The organism is Paenibacillus thalictri, from assembly GCF_004307995.1.
GTDB classification, from domain to species: Bacteria; Bacillota; Bacilli; order Paenibacillales; family NBRC-103111; genus Paenibacillus_AF; species Paenibacillus_AF thalictri.
In genome coordinates this window covers 337,801-353,810 of the sequence record NZ_SIRE01000005.1, presented here as the reverse complement: position 1 = coordinate 353,810, position 16,010 = coordinate 337,801, and the positions used below count along the sequence as shown (strand labels likewise).

Sequence of the window (16,010 nt, the reverse complement as noted above, 5' to 3'; positions counted from 1 at the left end):
AAGTTACATGCATATCCTAGAATACAGAAGCACCGCTTGCTTGAAAGGAGCTCATCGTTTGCGGCGAAAAATTCCCATTAAAGATTATGTGTTGCTGCTCCGCAGTTATCTCTCCTCGCAATGGAACAGCATGATTCTGCTTGCCGTTTTGGTGCTTGCGGGTACGGCCATGCAGCTTGTAAATCCGCAAGTGATCCGTTATTTCATCGATTCCGCGCAATCGCAAGGCGATTCACGGCTGCTGCTTTATGCCGCGGGGCTGTTTATCGGCGTATCCATTCTCCAGCAAGCTGTAAGTGTCGTCGCTACGTACATAGGCGAAAATATCGGATGGATCGCCACCAACAAGCTGCGCGGCGATGTCGCGGCACACGCGCTCCGTATGGATATGAGCTTTCATAAATCCCATACGACAGGCGCTATTATTGAACGGGTTGACGGCGATATCAACAACTTGGCCAACTTCTTCTCCAACTTTGCCGTTTCCCTGGTCAGCAATTTGCTGCTTGTCTTCGGCATCGTCATCCTGATGTTCCGCGAAGGCTGGCTGATTGGCTGCGGCATGCTGCTGTTTGTCATTTTTGCAATTTACGCGATCCAGTATGTCCGCCGCTTCTCCGTTCCGCATTGGGGCCGGCTGAGGCAGATGAGCAGCGATTTCTACGGCTTTCTCGGCGAACATCTGGAAGGCACGGAAGACACTCGCGCAAGCGGCGCCACCGGGTATGTCATGCACCGGTTTCATCAGCTGCTGCGCAAATGGCTGCCCATCCGCAAAAGAGCTTTTTTCGGCTGGGCGTCGATGTGGATTGTCACGCTGATTGTGTTTACGATCGGCAATGCGATTGCCTTTGCGCTGACGGCGTATTTATGGAAGAAAGGCGCCATCTCGATGGGTACGGTGTACATGGTTTTTTATTATACCGAGCTGATGGCCAAACCGATTGAGAAAATCCGCACACAGATGGAAGATTTGCAAAAAGCCGATGCCAGCATCATCCGCGTCAAAGAGCTGCTGCAAACCCGCTCGGCCATCGTTGACGGCCCGGGAGCGCCGCTGCCTAACGGAGCGTTAGCCGTTCGCTTCGAACAGGTCAGCTTTGGTTACGAAGAAAGCAGCATGACGCTGAAAGACATTGATTTTGAACTTCCGCGCGGAAAGGTGCTCGGACTGCTCGGGCGCACGGGAAGCGGCAAAACGACCCTGGCCCGGCTGCTGCTCCGTTTCTATGATCCGGCCCAAGGACGGGTGCTGCTGGAAGGCACCGATCTGCGGCAAGCAAAGTTGTCCGAACTGCGCGGCAGAGTGGGTCTGGTCACGCAAAATATCGAACTGGTCGAAGGCACTTTGCGCGATAATATCACGCTGTTTGACGACACTGTTCCGGATGTGCTGATCGAACAAGTGCTCGCTGAGCTTGGCATGAAAGACTGGCTGCAATCCCTCGCCCAAGGGCTGGACACACACCTCGAATCGGGCGGCGGCGGCTTATCGGCCGGGGAAGCGCAGCTGATTTCATTCGCCCGTGTATTTCTCACCGAACCGGGACTGGTCATCTTGGATGAAGCTTCATCCCGTCTGGACCCCGCCACCGAGCAAAAAATCGAAAGAGCGACCCAGAAGCTGCTGCATAACCGCACCTGCATTATCATCGCCCACCGTTTGGCAACGATTCAACGGGCCGACCAAATCATGATTTTGGAGGACGGGCACATCGCCGAGCTCGGCGACCGGGTGCGTCTGGCGGCCGATCCGAACTCCAGATACAGCCGGACGCTGGAGGTCGGGCTTGAGGAAATGCTGGCATAAGGCCATCAAGGACGAAGGAGAGAACGCACGACGTGAGTACCTTATCATTTTTACGAAAAATGACCAGTTACCGCCCCGGCTTGTATTGGCTGAACGCGCTGGCCTGGACGCTGATTTATTTGGCGCCTATCCTGCCGGGACTGGTAACCAAGCAATTTTTTGATACATTAACGGGACATACTCCTTACACTTTCAGCGTATGGTCGCTGGTAGCGCTGCTGATTGCCGCCGCACTTGTCAGGTCGGTGCTGATTATTTTCGGCTTTATTACGGACGTCAACTTTCGGATGCGCATCGGCGGTCTGATCCGGCGCAATCTGCTCCGGCATATTCTGAAAAAACCGGGCGCCCGCGCCATCCCCTGCTCTCCCGGCGAAGCGATCAGCAGCTTCCGGGACGATGTGGAGCAGGCCGAAGAAACGGTCAGCTGGTCGGTAGACGCTTTTGGCATGACAATTTTCGCCATCGTGTCCTTTTTCATTTTGGTCAAAATCCACGCCGGCTTAACGATCTGGGTGTTCGTACCGCTTGTCGTGGTTGTGGCGATCGCCCAGTTGTCCACCGCCCTGCTGCAGAAATACCGCGCCGCCAGCCGGGCGGCAACGGCTCAGGTCACCGGCGCGATCAGCGAGATGTTCGGCGCGGTGCAGTCGATCCAAGTGGCCGGTGCGGAAGAGCGTGTGATCGGCAGATTCCGCAAGCTCAATGACAACCGCCGTCAGGCTACGCTGAAAGATCAGCTGCTGACGCAGATGCTCGATTCGGTATTTTCCAACACGGTGAATATCGGGACCGGATTGATTCTGCTGCTGGCCGCACAGGCGATGCGCGACGGAAGTTTTACAGTAGGCGATTTCTCTCTATTCGTTTACTATTTGACGTTTGTCACTCAGTTTATCCAAAATTTCGGAAAATTCCTTACCTACTTCAAGCAATGCCAAGTCGCCAAAGATCGACTGACTACCCTGCTGCAAGGTGACGAGCCGGGCAAATTGCTGGAGCCGCACCCGCTGTATTTGCGCGGCCGCCTGCCTGAACCCGGCGAACTGGAGCCGGAAGCGGATACGGCTCATACGGAACTCCGCCTTATGCAGGTGGAAGAGCTCAGCTACCGTTATCCCGAGACCGGCCGGGGCATCGAACAAATTCGGCTTACGGTGCGGCCGGGATCATTTACCGTCATTACCGGGAGGATTGGGTCGGGAAAAACGACGCTGGTTCGCGCCTTGCTCGGTTTGCTGCCCAAAGATGGCGGCGTGATCCGCTGGAACGGCGAAGCGATTGACGATCCGGGAGCTTTCTTTATCCCGCCCCGCAGCGCATACACCCCGCAGGTGCCGCGGCTTTACAGCGACACGCTGCGCGAAAATGTGCTGCTCGGGATGCAGGCCGCGCCGGAGCAATTAAACGCGGCTGTTCGTTCCGCGGTGCTGGAGCCGGATCTGGAGCGGCTGCCGCTGGGGATGGAAACGGTCATCGGTCCGCGCGGCGTCAAGTTGTCCGGCGGCCAAGCGCAGCGGACAGCCGCCGCCCGAATGTTCGTGCGGGATGCCGACTTATTGGTGTTTGACGATTTGTCGAGCGCGCTGGATGTGGAAACAGAGCGCAAGCTGTGGGAACGGCTGGCCGAGGAACGGCACGCCGCATGTGTGGTTGTATCGCACCGGAAGGCGGCGTTTCACCGCGCGGATCATATCATCGTGCTGAAGGACGGCTTGATCGAAGCGGAAGGCACGCTGGAGCAGCTGCTGGAGACTAGCGAGGAAATGCGCCGTTTGTGGAGCCGCGAAACGGACTGAATGTTTATTCGGGCATGCCTATGGTCCGTTTTGCCGCGAAACGTGCCCGATTTTTACTCTTCACAAAAAGCCGCCCCAGGCCATGGAGCGGCTCTTTTCATATCCACCGTTATTTGCTGCTTCACTGCATCGTTCGGCCTTTAATCAGGTATCTCGTGGCCGCTGTGGCCCGCTCGGCAACTTCCTCTTGCGTAAGTTTCATTTGTGCGAAAAAACCTTGATTGTACATATCGGCAAATCCTTGACTCATGGCTAGATGCGCTTCCATTGACTTGACAATCATACTCCAAGAGGCATGAGGTTCGGTTTCTTGGACTAGCGAAAACAGTAAACCAATCATTTCACGGCTGCGTTCATGAAATTCCGGATACTGCGCGTCTCTCATTGCGGTAAACAATTCAAATCCGACATTATGGTCAATGGCATATTTCACATAAGCGCCGGCTGTCGAAGCCAGACGATCAATCGGGTCATCTCCCGCCGCGTGAATAGCAGCTCGTATTCTCGCTGTAAGTTCTTTCAGAAACACGATGCCGGTTGCGGCAAGCAAGCTCTCCCGATCGGGAAAATGACGATAAGGGGCTCCCGAGGAAACACCTGCCTGCTTCGCAACTTTGGCAACTGAAAAGCCGTTAAGCCCGGTTTCCGAAATCACCTTCAAAGATGTGCGGATCAGCGTATCTTTTAAGTCGCCATGGTGGTATGCCCTTTCATTCGTTGACATCAATTTCACTTCCCTATGAATGATGTGATATCAGTTCCATCACGCAACCATTATATCACTGATTGCGTCACGTTCAATAAACAGCGCCAGCCCAGGACTTCGCTTTGCCGTCCTAGGCTGACGCTGGTTTTTTATTTATATCTAACATTGCACCTCATTGTGCGGGCATGTCTCCGGTATATACCGATTGCGGCCGGAAGATGCGGTTTACATCGGCCTGCTCCAATACATGGGCAGTCCAGCCAACGATTCGTCCGACCGTAAATGTCGGTGTAAACAGCTCCGCAGGAAGGTCGATAGCCCTCATGACAGCCGCCGCATAAAACTCAACATTGGCGTAAAGCCGGCGGCCCGGCTTGTATTCCTCCAACAAGCGAACCGCCGTTTCTTCAACGTGCAGCGCCAAATCAAGCCAATGATCCTGTCCGTTCAGTTGCAGAGCAACAGCCTGCAGCGCTTCCGCTCTGGGGTCTCTTGTCTTGTAAATACGGTGGCCGAAGCCCATGAGCCGGCCTCCTTGCTCAAGCACATGGCGCAGCCAGGTCTCGGCATGGTCTTTGGTCCCGATCTCCTCCAGCATTGCAGTGACTTCGGACGGCGCGCCGCCATGCAGCGGCCCTTTCATCGCCCCGATACCTCCGCATACGGCAGACGCCAGATCGGCCTGGGTGGAAGCGACTACCCGCGCCGCAAAGGTAGATGCGTTCATGCCATGCTCCATGCCAAGCACCAGATACGCTCCCAGCGCTTTGGCATGAGCTTCCTCCGGTTTTTTCCCGATCAGCATATATAAATAGTTGGATGTATGGTCCAGCTCGGCGTCAGGGCCAACCCATGGCGTTCCATTCAATTTCGCTTGACGATAAGCTATAACGGTAGGCAGGACCGCCGTGAGCAGCGCCGCTTGATCCGCTGTCGGCGGCCAGGCGAAATCCGGGGTTGCGAGCGCAGCCACCGCTGTCTGCAGCACCGACATCATCGGTATAGTGCCGGGAAGACTGTCGATGATCAACTTGAGATGTGCCGGCAGCTCCCGCAATTGAGCCAGCTTCGCTTGAAAGCCGGAAGCTTCCGCGGCGTCGGGCAAACGGCCGAACCACAATAAATAAGCGACTTCTTCATAGCTTTTTTGCACCGCCAAGTCTTTGGCCCAATATCCCCTGTAAATTAGATGTCCTTGAATGCCGTCTACTAAGCTAATGTCTGTTTCCGCAGCTACGATTCCTTCCAAACCGGTTACTTTTGGCATCAAATGATCCTCCCTTTGTCCAACTCACGTTATATCGCATTGTATCCAGATTACCCCATCATCTTCATAATGTAAATTTATATGTTTTTATCATGATGAAATATTTTATTAATCAATTGGGTGTGATTGTTTTTTTTCGGTCAAAAGCGACAAATTATGCAGACAAGGATTGCTGTCGATGAAAGATTAAGGTATATTAGTTGTGTAAAGTATTTTCTTATTCTAGACAATATTCATGTAAATCATTTTCGTCATAAGGTGATTACAATGTCAGGTATCTTACACGCTATACGCGAACACAACGATTCCATGCATCCGAAGGAGCAAGACATCGCCGCTTACATTGTGGACCATGCTCCGGATGTCGTCACGATGACCATTACCGAGCTGGCCGAGAAATCCGGAGGCAGTACGGCGACGATTTCACGTTTTTGCCGTGCGCTGCATTTTCAAGGTTTTGCCGAATTTAAAATGAAGCTGGCCGCGGAGCTGGCCCAACCCGCCGATGTGCAATCTTACCAGGACATCGTCGCCGGCAACACGCTTTCCAGCATTATCGCCGCCATGGAAGCCAATCATCTCCGCTCCATCACCGATACGACGCGGCTTCAAGACGTCAAACAGCTGCAGAAAGCTGTCGACGCCCTGAAGTCGGCAAGGCAAATCGATCTTTACGGCGTTGCAACTTCCAGCGTGGTCGCTCTCGATTTTTATCAGAAGCTCATTCGCATCGGCAAACGTGCGGTCACATTCGCTGATCCTCATATGCAGCTGACATCGGCTTCTAACCTTACCGGACACGATGTTGCGATCGGCATTTCCTATTCCGGGGAAACGCCGGAGACGGTCAATGCGATTCGCTGCGCGGCGGAGAATGGCGCAACCACCATTTCCCTCACGAAATTCGGGACCAATACGCTGGCCAGCGCCGCCGATATTCAGCTGTTTACCTCCACCTTGGAGGAAGGCATGCGCCGCGGCGATATGGCCTCCAGAATTGCGCAGCTCCATGTTATCGATATTTTGTTTACCGCTTTGGTCAGCGAGCAATTCGAAGAGCATGTCCCGAAGCTGGAAAATTCTTATCAAATGGTTAAAAAATACGTCACCAAAGGAGAATAATTACGGATGAATATCCTCACCTTCGATTCTACGGACAAATTAAACGAAGCCGGTGCCGGCATCATCACCGGTTTGATCCAAACGAACCGCCGCGCGGTGTTGGGCCTGGCTACCGGGGGCACGCCGGTCGGTATTTATAAGGAGGTTGTCGCCTCTTATGAGCGGGGATTGGTCAGCTTTCGCGAGGCAACGACGTTTAACCTCGACGAATATGTAGGTTTACCGGAAACACACCCGGAAAGCTATCATTCTTATATGCAAAGCCACTTGTTCAACTATATCGACCTGCCTGCATCCAGCGCTCATATTCCCGACGGAAACGCCGCAGATTTGCAAGCCGAGTGTCTCCGATACAATATGCTGCTGGACAAAGCCGGCCAGATCGACCTGCAGCTGCTCGGACTTGGACATAACGGGCATATCGGCTTTAACGAGCCGGACCATGCGTTAACCGGCGGCACACACATCGTGACCTTGCGCGATGAGACACGTCAAGCAAACGCACGTTTCTTCGACTCGATCGATCAAGTGCCGACGCATGCGCTGACCATGGGAGTCGGTACGATTTTGCAAGCCAAAATGATTCTGCTTGTCGTCCGCGGTGCGGATAAAGCAGAGATCGTGCACCGTGCGCTGACCGGGCCGATTACGACGGATTGTCCCGCATCGCTGCTGCAAACGCACCCTCATTTAGTCGTATTGCTTGATTCCGAAGCCGGGAGGTTATTTCAATGAAATCAACGCTTATTGAACATGTAAATATCGTGACTCCGGATGGGATTCTGGAGAATGGCTGGATGCTGCTGCAAGACGGAAACATCGCGCAAATCGGCGCTGCCGGTCCAGCCAGGCAACAACTGGAAGTTGATCCGTCTGCGGCCCCCGATCTGGAGCGGATTGACGGCGAGGGCGGCTACGCGCTTCCCGGGTTCATCGATATTCATGTGCACGGCGGTTACGGTCACGACTTTATGGACGCCGACCGCGACGAGCTGAACGTCATTACGCGCTTCCATTCTTCGCACGGTACGACAACGATGCTGGCCACAACGGTGACAGCGCCAAAATCGGGTATCGACAACGTGCTGGAACGCGTATCGCGGTACAGAAGCGAACCGATGCCTTACGCCCAACTGGCCGGCGTCCATCTCGAAGGCCCGTTTATTAGCGCCAAATGGCCGGGAGCGCAAAATTCTTCGCATATTTCCGCTCCGAATCTCGATTGGCTTGACGAATGGGTCAACAAATATCCGGGACTGATTAAAATGCAAACGCTGGCCCCTGAAACGGACGGCGCCTTGCCTTATATCGCCGCGCTAAAAGCAAACGGCATCGTCGCTGCTTGCGGACATACCGACGCTTTGTACGAGCAGCTCGAAGCTGCCGTGGAACAAGGGCTTAGCCATGCCGTGCATACGTTTAATGCGATGCGCCCGCTCCATCATCGGGAGCCGGGAACTGTCGGAGGCGTACTGACCGATGACCGGATTACGGCTGAAGTGATCGCTGACGGGCATCATGTGCATCCGGTTGGCATCGGCTTGATTGCCAAGATGAAAGGCGCAGCGAACACCGTGCTGATTACCGATGCCATCTCGGCCGTCGGTCTCGGAGACGGCCCTTATGAGCTGGGCGGCCTGGCCGTCATCGTACAAGACGGCGTCGCCCGTCTTGCCGACGGCTCCAGTCTAGCGGGAAGTACGCTGACGATGATCGGCGCTCTGCAATTCGCCGTTAGACGGGTCGGCATCCCGCTGGAACAGGCCAGCCGAATGGCCAGCGGCAATCCGGCACGTGTCATCGGAATCGACGATGTGACGGGCTCTCTGACCGCCGGCAAACAAGCGGACGTCCTCCTGCTTGACCGCCAGCTTGAACTTAAGCAAGTATGGGTGCACGGCCGCAAACTCGGCTAAAAACGCCTGTTTCCTCCCATCAGTCTTAACATATCGGCTAAAAAATCCCCTGGCTGCAGCAAACCGGACAAGTTCGTAATATCGCGAACCTGTTCCCGTGCTGTAGCCAGGGGTTTATTTATTTTAAAAGGATAAGTGCTTCAACGGGCTAGCTGTAACGGCAAGTTATTAGGATTTGGATTATCCTCAAACTCTTTATCAGCAATCAAATATTTATAGACATATAGTTCTTTCCTTCGACAAAACCAAGATTTTCATACATCGATTTAGCCATATCGGAGGAATGCAATAAGATTTTCCCAATCCCTTGTGTCTTCAAATCGTCTATTGCTTCACTAACAAGTTTGGATACTATACCTTGGCGACGGTAATCTGGAATTGTGAAAACATTAGTCGTGTATGCAACCAACCCAGAAGGATTTTCGAATCGCGGTGCAAATCGACATATGCAAAAACATACTGTTGATACAACTACTCCTTCATCATCAGCAACCCATACAACGAGTGACTTGTCTGATAATGAGGAATCAAAGTAGTTTCTGAATATTTCATCCATACTACTGTTGTCCTCATGACACAGCAATATCTTACGAAATTTAATTAGCTGTGGTATATCCGTTGTAACAGCTTTTCGAATCAGCATGATTGACCACCCTCCTGACATCTCCGCGTGACTTGAGTGCATAATATTGCGATATTAACCATATCTTTGACGGACTTAAAAATGGACCATTTGAACTTTTCAATTATTTCAACAGAATGCGAATCAGAATTTCCTTATCGGGCAGCGTGAACTGCTCGCCGAACATCAGCTTGAATGAAGCAATTCCTTGGGTTGCCGAGATAAAGGTGGACGCCAATTGGAAGGGATCGCCTTCAGCGCACTCACCTCTTTCTTGTCCCTGTTGTACGAGTGCAGCGAGGTTTCTAATCGACTGGAGCTTCTTCTCCAGCAATTGCTGATCTTCATCCCGCTTTCCTGTTTCAAAGGACTGAGAAATAATGATAAAATAATAGATTCCGTCTTCTTTTTGAACACCATGCAGAAATGCATCGATAAATAAACAAATTTTATCCCTTATGCTGCTTTCAAGTCGATTTAGTTGATCCGCAACACCCTGCGACTTTTCCATCGCTTCGTTAGCCAAAGACAAATACAGATCTTCTTTCGATGGATAATAATGATAAATAAGCCCTAGACTGACTTGAGCCTCCCTTGCAATTTCTTTAATATTCGTAGCTGCCAGTCCTTTTTTGGCAAACAGCTTTAACCCGGCCTGCTTCAGTTTATTTATCGTTTGCAGCCGCATCTCATCAAATTGATCTTTATTTCTAGGCACGTATAAGCTCCTTATTGAATTTATTTTCAATTATAAATACATTCAACTTCGTATTCAAATTGTTGACTTTAGTTATTTTCAGATTTATTATTGAATTAAATTTCAATCAATATAAAGAAAGGATATCATTTATGACAAATCCAAAGAATTCATCATTTCTGGCAGGAACGGTCATTTCGAAAGATGGGACCCGCATCGGTTATCAGAGCATCGGAGTAGGACCCGGCCTGCTTGTTATTCATGGGGCGTTGAGCACTTCTGAGCATTTTACCAAGCTTGCAGAGGAGCTGGCCGATTCAATTCGGGTACATGTGATGGACCGGCGTGGGCGGCGAAACAGCGGCTCACAGGGGAAGGATTATTGTATGGAAAAGGAATGCGAGGACGTTGCTGCCGTGCAGCAAGAAACCGGAGCCGAGTATGTTTTTGGGCACAGCTATGGCGGACTTGTTGCGATGGAAGTAGCGCGTACACTAGGATTGTTTCGTAAAATCGCTGTGTACGAGCCGGGAGTATCTATCCACTCCAAGCCTAACACTTGGGACTGGTTGCCCTTTTATGAAGAGGCACTCAGGAAGAACGATACCCGGGGAGCGTTCGCTTGCTTCGTACAAGGAGCGGGTCATTCCCCTTTAACAAAGCTGCCCTTATGGTACGCCAAATTCATGCTGCGGCTTTTCATACGAGGAGAGCACTGGAGAGAGAAGGAAGTGCTGCTAAAACAGAATTTATTGGAACATAAAGAAGTGCGACGATTGGAGGGTACTTATCCGCTATACGAAACTATTCGCTCAAAGATGCTGCTTGCATACGGAGGGAAAAGTCCGGAGGCTGTTGCAGAAATGATCCGAATGCTGCATCAAACCATTCCTCATGCACAAATGCTTGAGATCCCCCGCTTGCATCATTTGTCACCGGAAAACCAGTATGAGCCGTTAGCGATTGCCCGACAGGTAAAACGTTTTTTCTTGTACGATAAAAATGAGGAATAGAATGTCATGCGCATCCTCTGAATGGTAGAGGTTAGGAGGATCGAACTCCTAACCTCATCACTGCTAAAGATATGCACTCCCAGTAGAGCTAAGTTTCCTGCTAAAAGTACTCAGAGCCTACACATGTGTCAAATGCGTATAACTCAAGCACCCACTATAATGTCTAGCCTCGATACTTCAATATTCATTTCGGCTTTTACCAAGCGTATGCCTTCGGAGCGTCGCCCCCGGGACCCGGGAAAATTTCATCCAGCCGGGCCAGCGTGCTTTCATCCAGCTTAATATCAACTACTCGCAGCGTGTTCTGGAATTGCTCCAGCGTGCGCGGCCCGATAATCGGAGCCGTCATCGCCGGATGAACCAATGTCCAGGCCAGCGCTACGTTCGCTTCGCTTTCGCCGAGTTCTTTGCACAGCTTGCTGAACGACTCCAGCTGGCTGCGATGCTTCTCCACCCTGCCTTGATTGCGGGCGCTGCGCGAGCCTTGCGCCGGATTCAGCGCATTGCCGCCGAGCAGGCCGCCGTCAAGCGGACTCCAGGCGATAACGCCGATACCTTGATCCTCTGCCGCAGGCAGCACCTCAAGCTCCGGCAGTCTGCACAGCAAGCTGTACTTATGCTGCTCGGAGACCAGCCCGAGAATACCTTTCGCTTTCGCTTCGTATTGCGCTTTCACCAAATCGCGGCCGGCAAAATTGCTGGCGCCGACGTAGCCGATTTTACCTTGATATACATGAACCCGGAAGGCCTCCCACAGCTCTTCCCAAGATACGTTGCGATCCACATGGTGCATTTGGTACAGCTCGATATGGTCGGTTTGCAGCCGCTTCAGCGAAGCTTCCAGATGGCGGCGGATTTTGTACGCCGACAATCCTCTGGCTGCATTAGGCCCGTCCTGCGGGTCTTCCATATCGCCGAACACTTTGGTGGCAAGCACGACCTTCTCTCTCCGTCCGCCGCCTTGCGCAAACCAGCGTCCGATGATCTCCTCCGTCCTGCCGCGCGAGCCTACGCCGCCGTATACATTGGCCGTATCGAAAAATGTGACCCCGGCATCAAGCGCCGCGTCCATAATCCGGAAAGCTTCTTGTTCCTCGGTATCGACACCGAAATTCATCGTGCCGAGACATAATCTGCTTACCTTCAAACCTGATTTTCCCAAATAGGTGTACTCCATCTTATAACCTCCCTGGATTTGTAAATGGACGAACCATATTCATCATATCGTCCTTGCTGCGGTTTTAGAAGTACGCACTATTTTTTCACCTAATTATACTGGGGATACTTAGTTACGGATTGGTTAGTAGGCAAACCACTTACCGGAATTTTCCGTTATTTATCCTCCCTTTAAACATAAAAAGCCCGGCCATCATGGAGGCCGGACTTGAACGCCGAGTTTAATTGAGTTTCTTGGACAACTGCTCTTTCACTTGTCCGGTAATATCTGCGCCTGCCTGCTTCAGCGCCATAATGTAGCAGCCGATTACGGGAGCGATCTTTAGCGGCCGCAGCTCGAAACCGCCGGCTCGCAGCGCTTGAGCGGCTTGCAAGCGGCTCGTGAACCATTCGTCCGACAGCACCCCTCCGCTTAAAACAAGCGGCAATGCGGCCGGTGCAGCGGCGGCCCCGGGCGGATACATCGCGTTTTTGGCGGTGCTGACGAGCTCCGCCAGCTGCGCCGCCGCTTCCGTGACGATCTGCAGGGCGATCCCGTCGCCTTGCTTCGCCGCGGTGAAAACGAGCTTGGAAACGTCTGCAATGGCAGCCCGAACATTCGGTTTGCCATATACGCAAGTAATCAGTTTATTCGGATCGGCCACGCCGAAATGCTCCAGCACCATCGAGGTTAATGCGGTTTCATCGCCTCGTCCGTCAAAGCCGCGCATCACGGCGACAAGCGCCTGCCGTCCGATATCGAAGCCGCTTCCTTCGTCCCCCAGCAAATAACCCCATCCGCCGACACGTACATATTTACCCGTTTCCGGCACAAAACCGCAAGCGATCGAGCCGGTCCCGGAAATCAGCACGATCCCGGCCTCACCCCATGTTCCTGCGGCCAACGCAGTTACGGCATCGTTATGGACCGTAACCGCCGTTTTTTCCGGCAGCAGGCTGCGGACAAAGCGGATAACCGGCGCTTTCTCTTCTTCCCGGTCCGATCCGGCCAAGCCAAGAAAAACGCCCTCCAGCTGATCCGCCGTACTTTCCGACAGCTTAAGCACCTTTTCAATTAGAGAACGCAGTACCTGCTGCACTTCATCCCACGGCTTGGACTTGACATTGCTCGATTCGCCCTCGCAGCTGGCAAGCACATGACCAAACTCATCGCCAATGACGCAGGACGTCTTTGTTCCGCCGCCGTCTATGCCAATATAACGCTTGCGGCCAAGCGCTGTTGAACGGAGGTGTTCCGTATATATTTTATTTTGTGCGTTCATTAGCCAGTCCTTCCCTTCATAAACCTGAATCAGCCCATATGTCCTAATAATTCACGATAGATTGAACTGTGCAGCAGTTTACGCAATGAGCGAATTGGGGTTTTTCTGCCGAAATGAACCGCATTGGTTAAAAAAACGACCGAAAGCTGATGCAGCGGATCCATCCACAAACTCGTTCCGGTAAACCCGGTATGCCCAAAGCTGCCATGGGTCCATAACTCGCCGCAGGAAGGCGCTTCCGGCTGTCCATTCCAAACCTCCCAGCCTAATCCGCGGCCTTGCACCGGATCTTTTACGCATTTATCGGCAAGCTGCTCCGTCCATAATCCGTACTTTTGCGGATTCAGCCAGCAGGCGGCGTATTTCTGAAGATTATCCGCCGTTGTGAACAAGCCGGCGCTGCCGGATATGCCGCCAAGCTGAAAACATTTCTCATCATGCACTTCGCCATGCACGTAACCGCTGCCATAGGGCTCCGTAGCCGCGATTCTCGGCTTTAAGCCGGGCCATGGGTTAAATAACGACTCCGTCATATCAAGCGGCTTAAATACGGCTCTTGAAACATATTGTTCAAGCGGTTCTCCCGATGCCTGCTCTACGATCATGCCAAGCAGAATCATCCCGAGATCGCTGTAAGCGGCTCGTTCTCCCGGTTCCGATTGCAGCTCCTGCTCGAACAGCTGCGCTTTTACGTCTCTTGCCACACTGCGGTCTACGTGAGGCAGGTCGGCGGGCAATCCGGATGTATGCTGCAGCAGGTGCCGAATCGTAATCTTCGGGTGCCGAAGCTGCGGTACGTAACGATACGCCGCATCGTCAAAATCAAGCTTGCCTTGAGCGGCAAGCGTCAGAACGGCGGGCAAAGTAGCCGTCACTTTCGTCAGAGAGGCGGCGTCGAATAAGGTGTCGAGCGAGATGCCGGCCTCCGAGGTTCCGTCATGGTAGGATCCAAAGGCGAGCTGAACCCGGAACGTGCGGCCTAACGAAACGTCAAGCACAGCGCCGGGAATCAGCTTTTCGCTGATCCAGCTTTCAACCAGTTTACGTGTCGTTTCCATATGTCAACCATTCCTTTTCGCTTTGCTGACCGCTTGACGTGTTCTTTCCAGTGATTGAATACTTTCATCGTAATCTTTGCTCGCAATGCCTACATACAAAATGTCGATGACATTCAGCTGGGCGATTCTTGAAGCCATCGCGCCGCTGCGGATGCTTTTTTCCAGCGAGCTTGTAAACAGCCTGATATGGGCGGCATCTGCAACCGGATTGCTGCCGAATTTTGTCAGCGAGACCACTTTGGCCCCGTTGGCTTTGGCGATTTGCAGAGCATCGATAATATCAGCCGTCTGGCCGGAATAGGAAATTCCAAAGACAACATCCTGTTCGGTCATATTGGCCGCCAGCGTAGCCGCGGAGTTAAAATCGAAGCCCGTTTCGCACCAACGGTTGATCCGGGTCAGCTTTTGCTTAAAATCCTCGGCAATGACCGCTGAAGCGCCAACCCCAAACACGTTAATTTTGCGTGCTCCGCTTAACGCCTCAATCGCCCTGCCTACATCGGCTTGCGACAACACCGTCATCGTATCTTGGATGGACTGCATATTGTTATGCGAAATGGAATCGATCAACGAGCGGATCGATCCGTCAATTTGGATTTCCTGGTATGACGACGTATCGTATTTCGGTTTGGTAGCCAGATCCGCCGCGATTCTCAGCTTGAGCTCCTGATAACCTTTTAAATTGAGCGAACGGGCAAGACGAACAATCGTCGCTTCGCTGACACCGGCCAGCTCGGCCAGCTTCTGAACGGAAATATTTACCACTTGCTCGGGGTGCTCCAGTATATATTTCGCCACTTTTTGTTCCGTCGGCTTTAAGGAGTTTAAAGCTTCTTTAATACTGACCAGTCCGCCGTTCAACATGTGTGCTCATCCTTTATATTTAATCGTTTATGCACGATAATACATTCATTATAAAATATTATTTCATTTTGTAAATATATTTTTGAAATATTATTACTAAAAGCCAATCATTGCCGCTATATAAAAAAGCTTGATTTCTCAAGCTTTTTTATGAAGATCATCCGATCATTATTCAGTTGCGATACGTTCCATTCCGCTGTACTTGGAAATTGCGTTGAGCATATCCCGATGAATCGGAATAATAAATTGGGTCGAGCCTAATGAAAACATGCCGCTGCGGTTATAAATTGTCGCTTTATGGGCCACAACTTTAAATAAAGGAAGGCCCGCGGCGCCGGAATAAATAATTTCATTGCCGGAATAACTTTGATGAAACGACATGGCTCTTCCGGCAGGAGGCTCAAACGGGACAATGCTGAAAATATGCTCGAGAAGAATGTGGTAATTGACATGCGGCTTCTGCCAAACAAGCTCTTTCGTTGACACCGTCAAGCCGGAATCGTACTTTTTGTGGGATATTTTGAGTTCGCCTTCAAGCGCTTTGATCTGGATAAAATCGCGGTTCATCACCATCGCTCCTTTTCATGAATGTGTTGTCCCAGGGCCAAGCTTTATACCATCTTAGCACTGATCGTCATTTTTTTATACAAGCCGCGAAAATTCTCTTTTCTCGGAAAACAATATTTGATACGATAAAA

15 protein-coding genes are annotated in these 16,010 nt (G+C 51.9%); 6 read left to right on the top strand and 9 right to left on the bottom strand.

Going from position 1 to position 16,010, the window contains the following annotated elements; all coding sequences use genetic code 11:
* Nucleotides 1–7: 7 nt before the first annotated feature.
* On the top strand, nt 8–1,810 hold the full coding sequence (locus tag EYB31_RS08160) for an ABC transporter ATP-binding protein (protein WP_131012792.1): 1,803 nt from the start codon (nt 8–10) through the stop codon (nt 1,808–1,810).
* A 32-nt stretch (nt 1,811–1,842) separates the two neighbouring features.
* Nucleotides 1,843–3,609, top strand: a complete 1,767-nt coding sequence (locus tag EYB31_RS08155) for an ABC transporter ATP-binding protein (RefSeq protein ID WP_131012791.1) — start codon at nt 1,843–1,845, stop codon at nt 3,607–3,609.
* 121 nt (nt 3,610–3,730) lie between these two features.
* Here the strand turns inward: EYB31_RS08155 and EYB31_RS08150 are convergent, their stop codons facing one another.
* A complete protein-coding gene (locus EYB31_RS08150; protein WP_131012790.1) occupies nt 3,731–4,333 on the bottom strand; it encodes a TetR/AcrR family transcriptional regulator in 603 nt (200 codons plus the stop codon).
* A 154-nt stretch (nt 4,334–4,487) separates the two neighbouring features.
* Complete coding sequence (locus EYB31_RS08145) at nt 4,488–5,582, bottom strand: citrate synthase/methylcitrate synthase (RefSeq protein ID WP_131012789.1); 1,095 nt, start codon at nt 5,580–5,582, stop codon at nt 4,488–4,490.
* A gap of 267 nt (nt 5,583–5,849) precedes the next feature.
* On the opposite strand from EYB31_RS08145, the gene EYB31_RS08140 reads away from it, so the two are divergent.
* From EYB31_RS08140 to nagA, 3 genes are read left to right on the top strand one after another with little or no spacing between them, the layout of a single operon-like run.
* Complete coding sequence (locus EYB31_RS08140; RefSeq protein ID WP_131012788.1) at nt 5,850–6,704, top strand: MurR/RpiR family transcriptional regulator; 855 nt, start codon at nt 5,850–5,852, stop codon at nt 6,702–6,704.
* Nucleotides 6,705–6,710: 6 nt separating this feature from the next.
* Nucleotides 6,711–7,439 (top strand): glucosamine-6-phosphate deaminase, encoded by a 729-nt coding sequence (gene nagB, locus EYB31_RS08135; protein ID WP_131012787.1) that lies wholly within the window; start codon nt 6,711–6,713, stop codon nt 7,437–7,439.
* The gene (nagA, locus tag EYB31_RS08130) at nt 7,436–8,620 is read left to right on the top strand and encodes an N-acetylglucosamine-6-phosphate deacetylase (RefSeq protein WP_131012786.1); all 1,185 of its coding nucleotides are present in this window, start codon (nt 7,436–7,438) and stop codon (nt 8,618–8,620) included. Before nagB ends, nagA begins: the two co-directional genes overlap by 4 nt.
* 205 nt (nt 8,621–8,825) lie before the next feature.
* On the opposite strand, the gene EYB31_RS08125 is transcribed toward nagA, so the two are convergent.
* Both EYB31_RS08125 and EYB31_RS08120 read right to left on the bottom strand, forming a co-directional pair.
* On the bottom strand, nt 8,826–9,263 hold the full coding sequence (locus EYB31_RS08125; RefSeq protein WP_165452297.1) for a GNAT family N-acetyltransferase: 438 nt from the start codon (nt 9,261–9,263) through the stop codon (nt 8,826–8,828).
* Between the two features lie 103 nt (nt 9,264–9,366).
* Nucleotides 9,367–9,930, bottom strand: coding sequence for a TetR/AcrR family transcriptional regulator (locus EYB31_RS08120; protein ID WP_131012784.1), 564 nt, complete (start codon nt 9,928–9,930; stop codon nt 9,367–9,369).
* 44 nt (nt 9,931–9,974) lie between these two features.
* Between EYB31_RS08120 and EYB31_RS08115 the strand changes: the two genes are divergently transcribed.
* On the top strand, nt 9,975–10,952 hold the full coding sequence (locus EYB31_RS08115; protein WP_165452296.1) for an alpha/beta fold hydrolase: 978 nt from the start codon (nt 9,975–9,977) through the stop codon (nt 10,950–10,952).
* A gap of 196 nt (nt 10,953–11,148) precedes the next feature.
* On the opposite strand, the gene EYB31_RS08110 is transcribed toward EYB31_RS08115, so the two are convergent.
* From EYB31_RS08110 to EYB31_RS08090, 5 genes are all read right to left on the bottom strand, one after another.
* A complete protein-coding gene (locus EYB31_RS08110; protein WP_131012782.1) occupies nt 11,149–12,129 on the bottom strand; it encodes an aldo/keto reductase in 981 nt (326 codons plus the stop codon).
* A gap of 220 nt (nt 12,130–12,349) precedes the next feature.
* A complete protein-coding gene (locus EYB31_RS08105) occupies nt 12,350–13,390 on the bottom strand; it encodes an N-acetylglucosamine kinase (protein ID WP_131012781.1) in 1,041 nt (346 codons plus the stop codon).
* 29 nt (nt 13,391–13,419) lie between these two features.
* Nucleotides 13,420–14,448: a serine hydrolase domain-containing protein gene (locus EYB31_RS08100; RefSeq protein WP_131012780.1), complete on the bottom strand. Its 1,029-nt coding sequence runs from the start codon at nt 14,446–14,448 to the stop codon at nt 13,420–13,422.
* Nucleotides 14,449–14,451: 3 nt separating this feature from the next.
* Nucleotides 14,452–15,312: a MurR/RpiR family transcriptional regulator gene (locus EYB31_RS08095; RefSeq protein ID WP_131012779.1), complete on the bottom strand. Its 861-nt coding sequence runs from the start codon at nt 15,310–15,312 to the stop codon at nt 14,452–14,454.
* A gap of 168 nt (nt 15,313–15,480) precedes the next feature.
* The gene (locus tag EYB31_RS08090) at nt 15,481–15,879 is read right to left on the bottom strand and encodes a hypothetical protein (RefSeq protein WP_131012778.1); all 399 of its coding nucleotides are present in this window, start codon (nt 15,877–15,879) and stop codon (nt 15,481–15,483) included.
* Nucleotides 15,880–16,010: the final 131 nt, after the last annotated feature.

Excerpts from the sequence above, each read along its gene's own strand:
- EYB31_RS08160 (WP_131012792.1), top strand. The coding sequence starts at position 8 with ATGCATATCCTAGAATACAGAAGCACCGCTTGCTTGAAAGGAGCTCAT.
- EYB31_RS08150 (WP_131012790.1), bottom strand. The coding sequence starts at position 4,333 with ATGTCAACGAATGAAAGGGCATACCACCATGGCGACTTAAAAGATACG.
- EYB31_RS08145 (WP_131012789.1), bottom strand. The coding sequence starts at position 5,582 with ATGCCAAAAGTAACCGGTTTGGAAGGAATCGTAGCTGCGGAAACAGAC.
- EYB31_RS08140 (WP_131012788.1), top strand. The coding sequence starts at position 5,850 with ATGTCAGGTATCTTACACGCTATACGCGAACACAACGATTCCATGCAT.
- nagB (WP_131012787.1), top strand. The coding sequence starts at position 6,711 with ATGAATATCCTCACCTTCGATTCTACGGACAAATTAAACGAAGCCGGT.
- nagA (WP_131012786.1), top strand. The coding sequence starts at position 7,436 with ATGAAATCAACGCTTATTGAACATGTAAATATCGTGACTCCGGATGGG.
- EYB31_RS08125 (WP_165452297.1), bottom strand. The coding sequence starts at position 9,263 with ATGCTGATTCGAAAAGCTGTTACAACGGATATACCACAGCTAATTAAA.
- EYB31_RS08120 (WP_131012784.1), bottom strand. The coding sequence starts at position 9,930 with ATGCGGCTGCAAACGATAAATAAACTGAAGCAGGCCGGGTTAAAGCTG.
- EYB31_RS08110 (WP_131012782.1), bottom strand. The coding sequence starts at position 12,129 with ATGGAGTACACCTATTTGGGAAAATCAGGTTTGAAGGTAAGCAGATTA.
- EYB31_RS08105 (WP_131012781.1), bottom strand. The coding sequence starts at position 13,390 with ATGAACGCACAAAATAAAATATATACGGAACACCTCCGTTCAACAGCG.
- EYB31_RS08100 (WP_131012780.1), bottom strand. The coding sequence starts at position 14,448 with ATGGAAACGACACGTAAACTGGTTGAAAGCTGGATCAGCGAAAAGCTG.
- EYB31_RS08095 (WP_131012779.1), bottom strand. The coding sequence starts at position 15,312 with ATGTTGAACGGCGGACTGGTCAGTATTAAAGAAGCTTTAAACTCCTTA.
- EYB31_RS08090 (WP_131012778.1), bottom strand. The coding sequence starts at position 15,879 with ATGAACCGCGATTTTATCCAGATCAAAGCGCTTGAAGGCGAACTCAAA.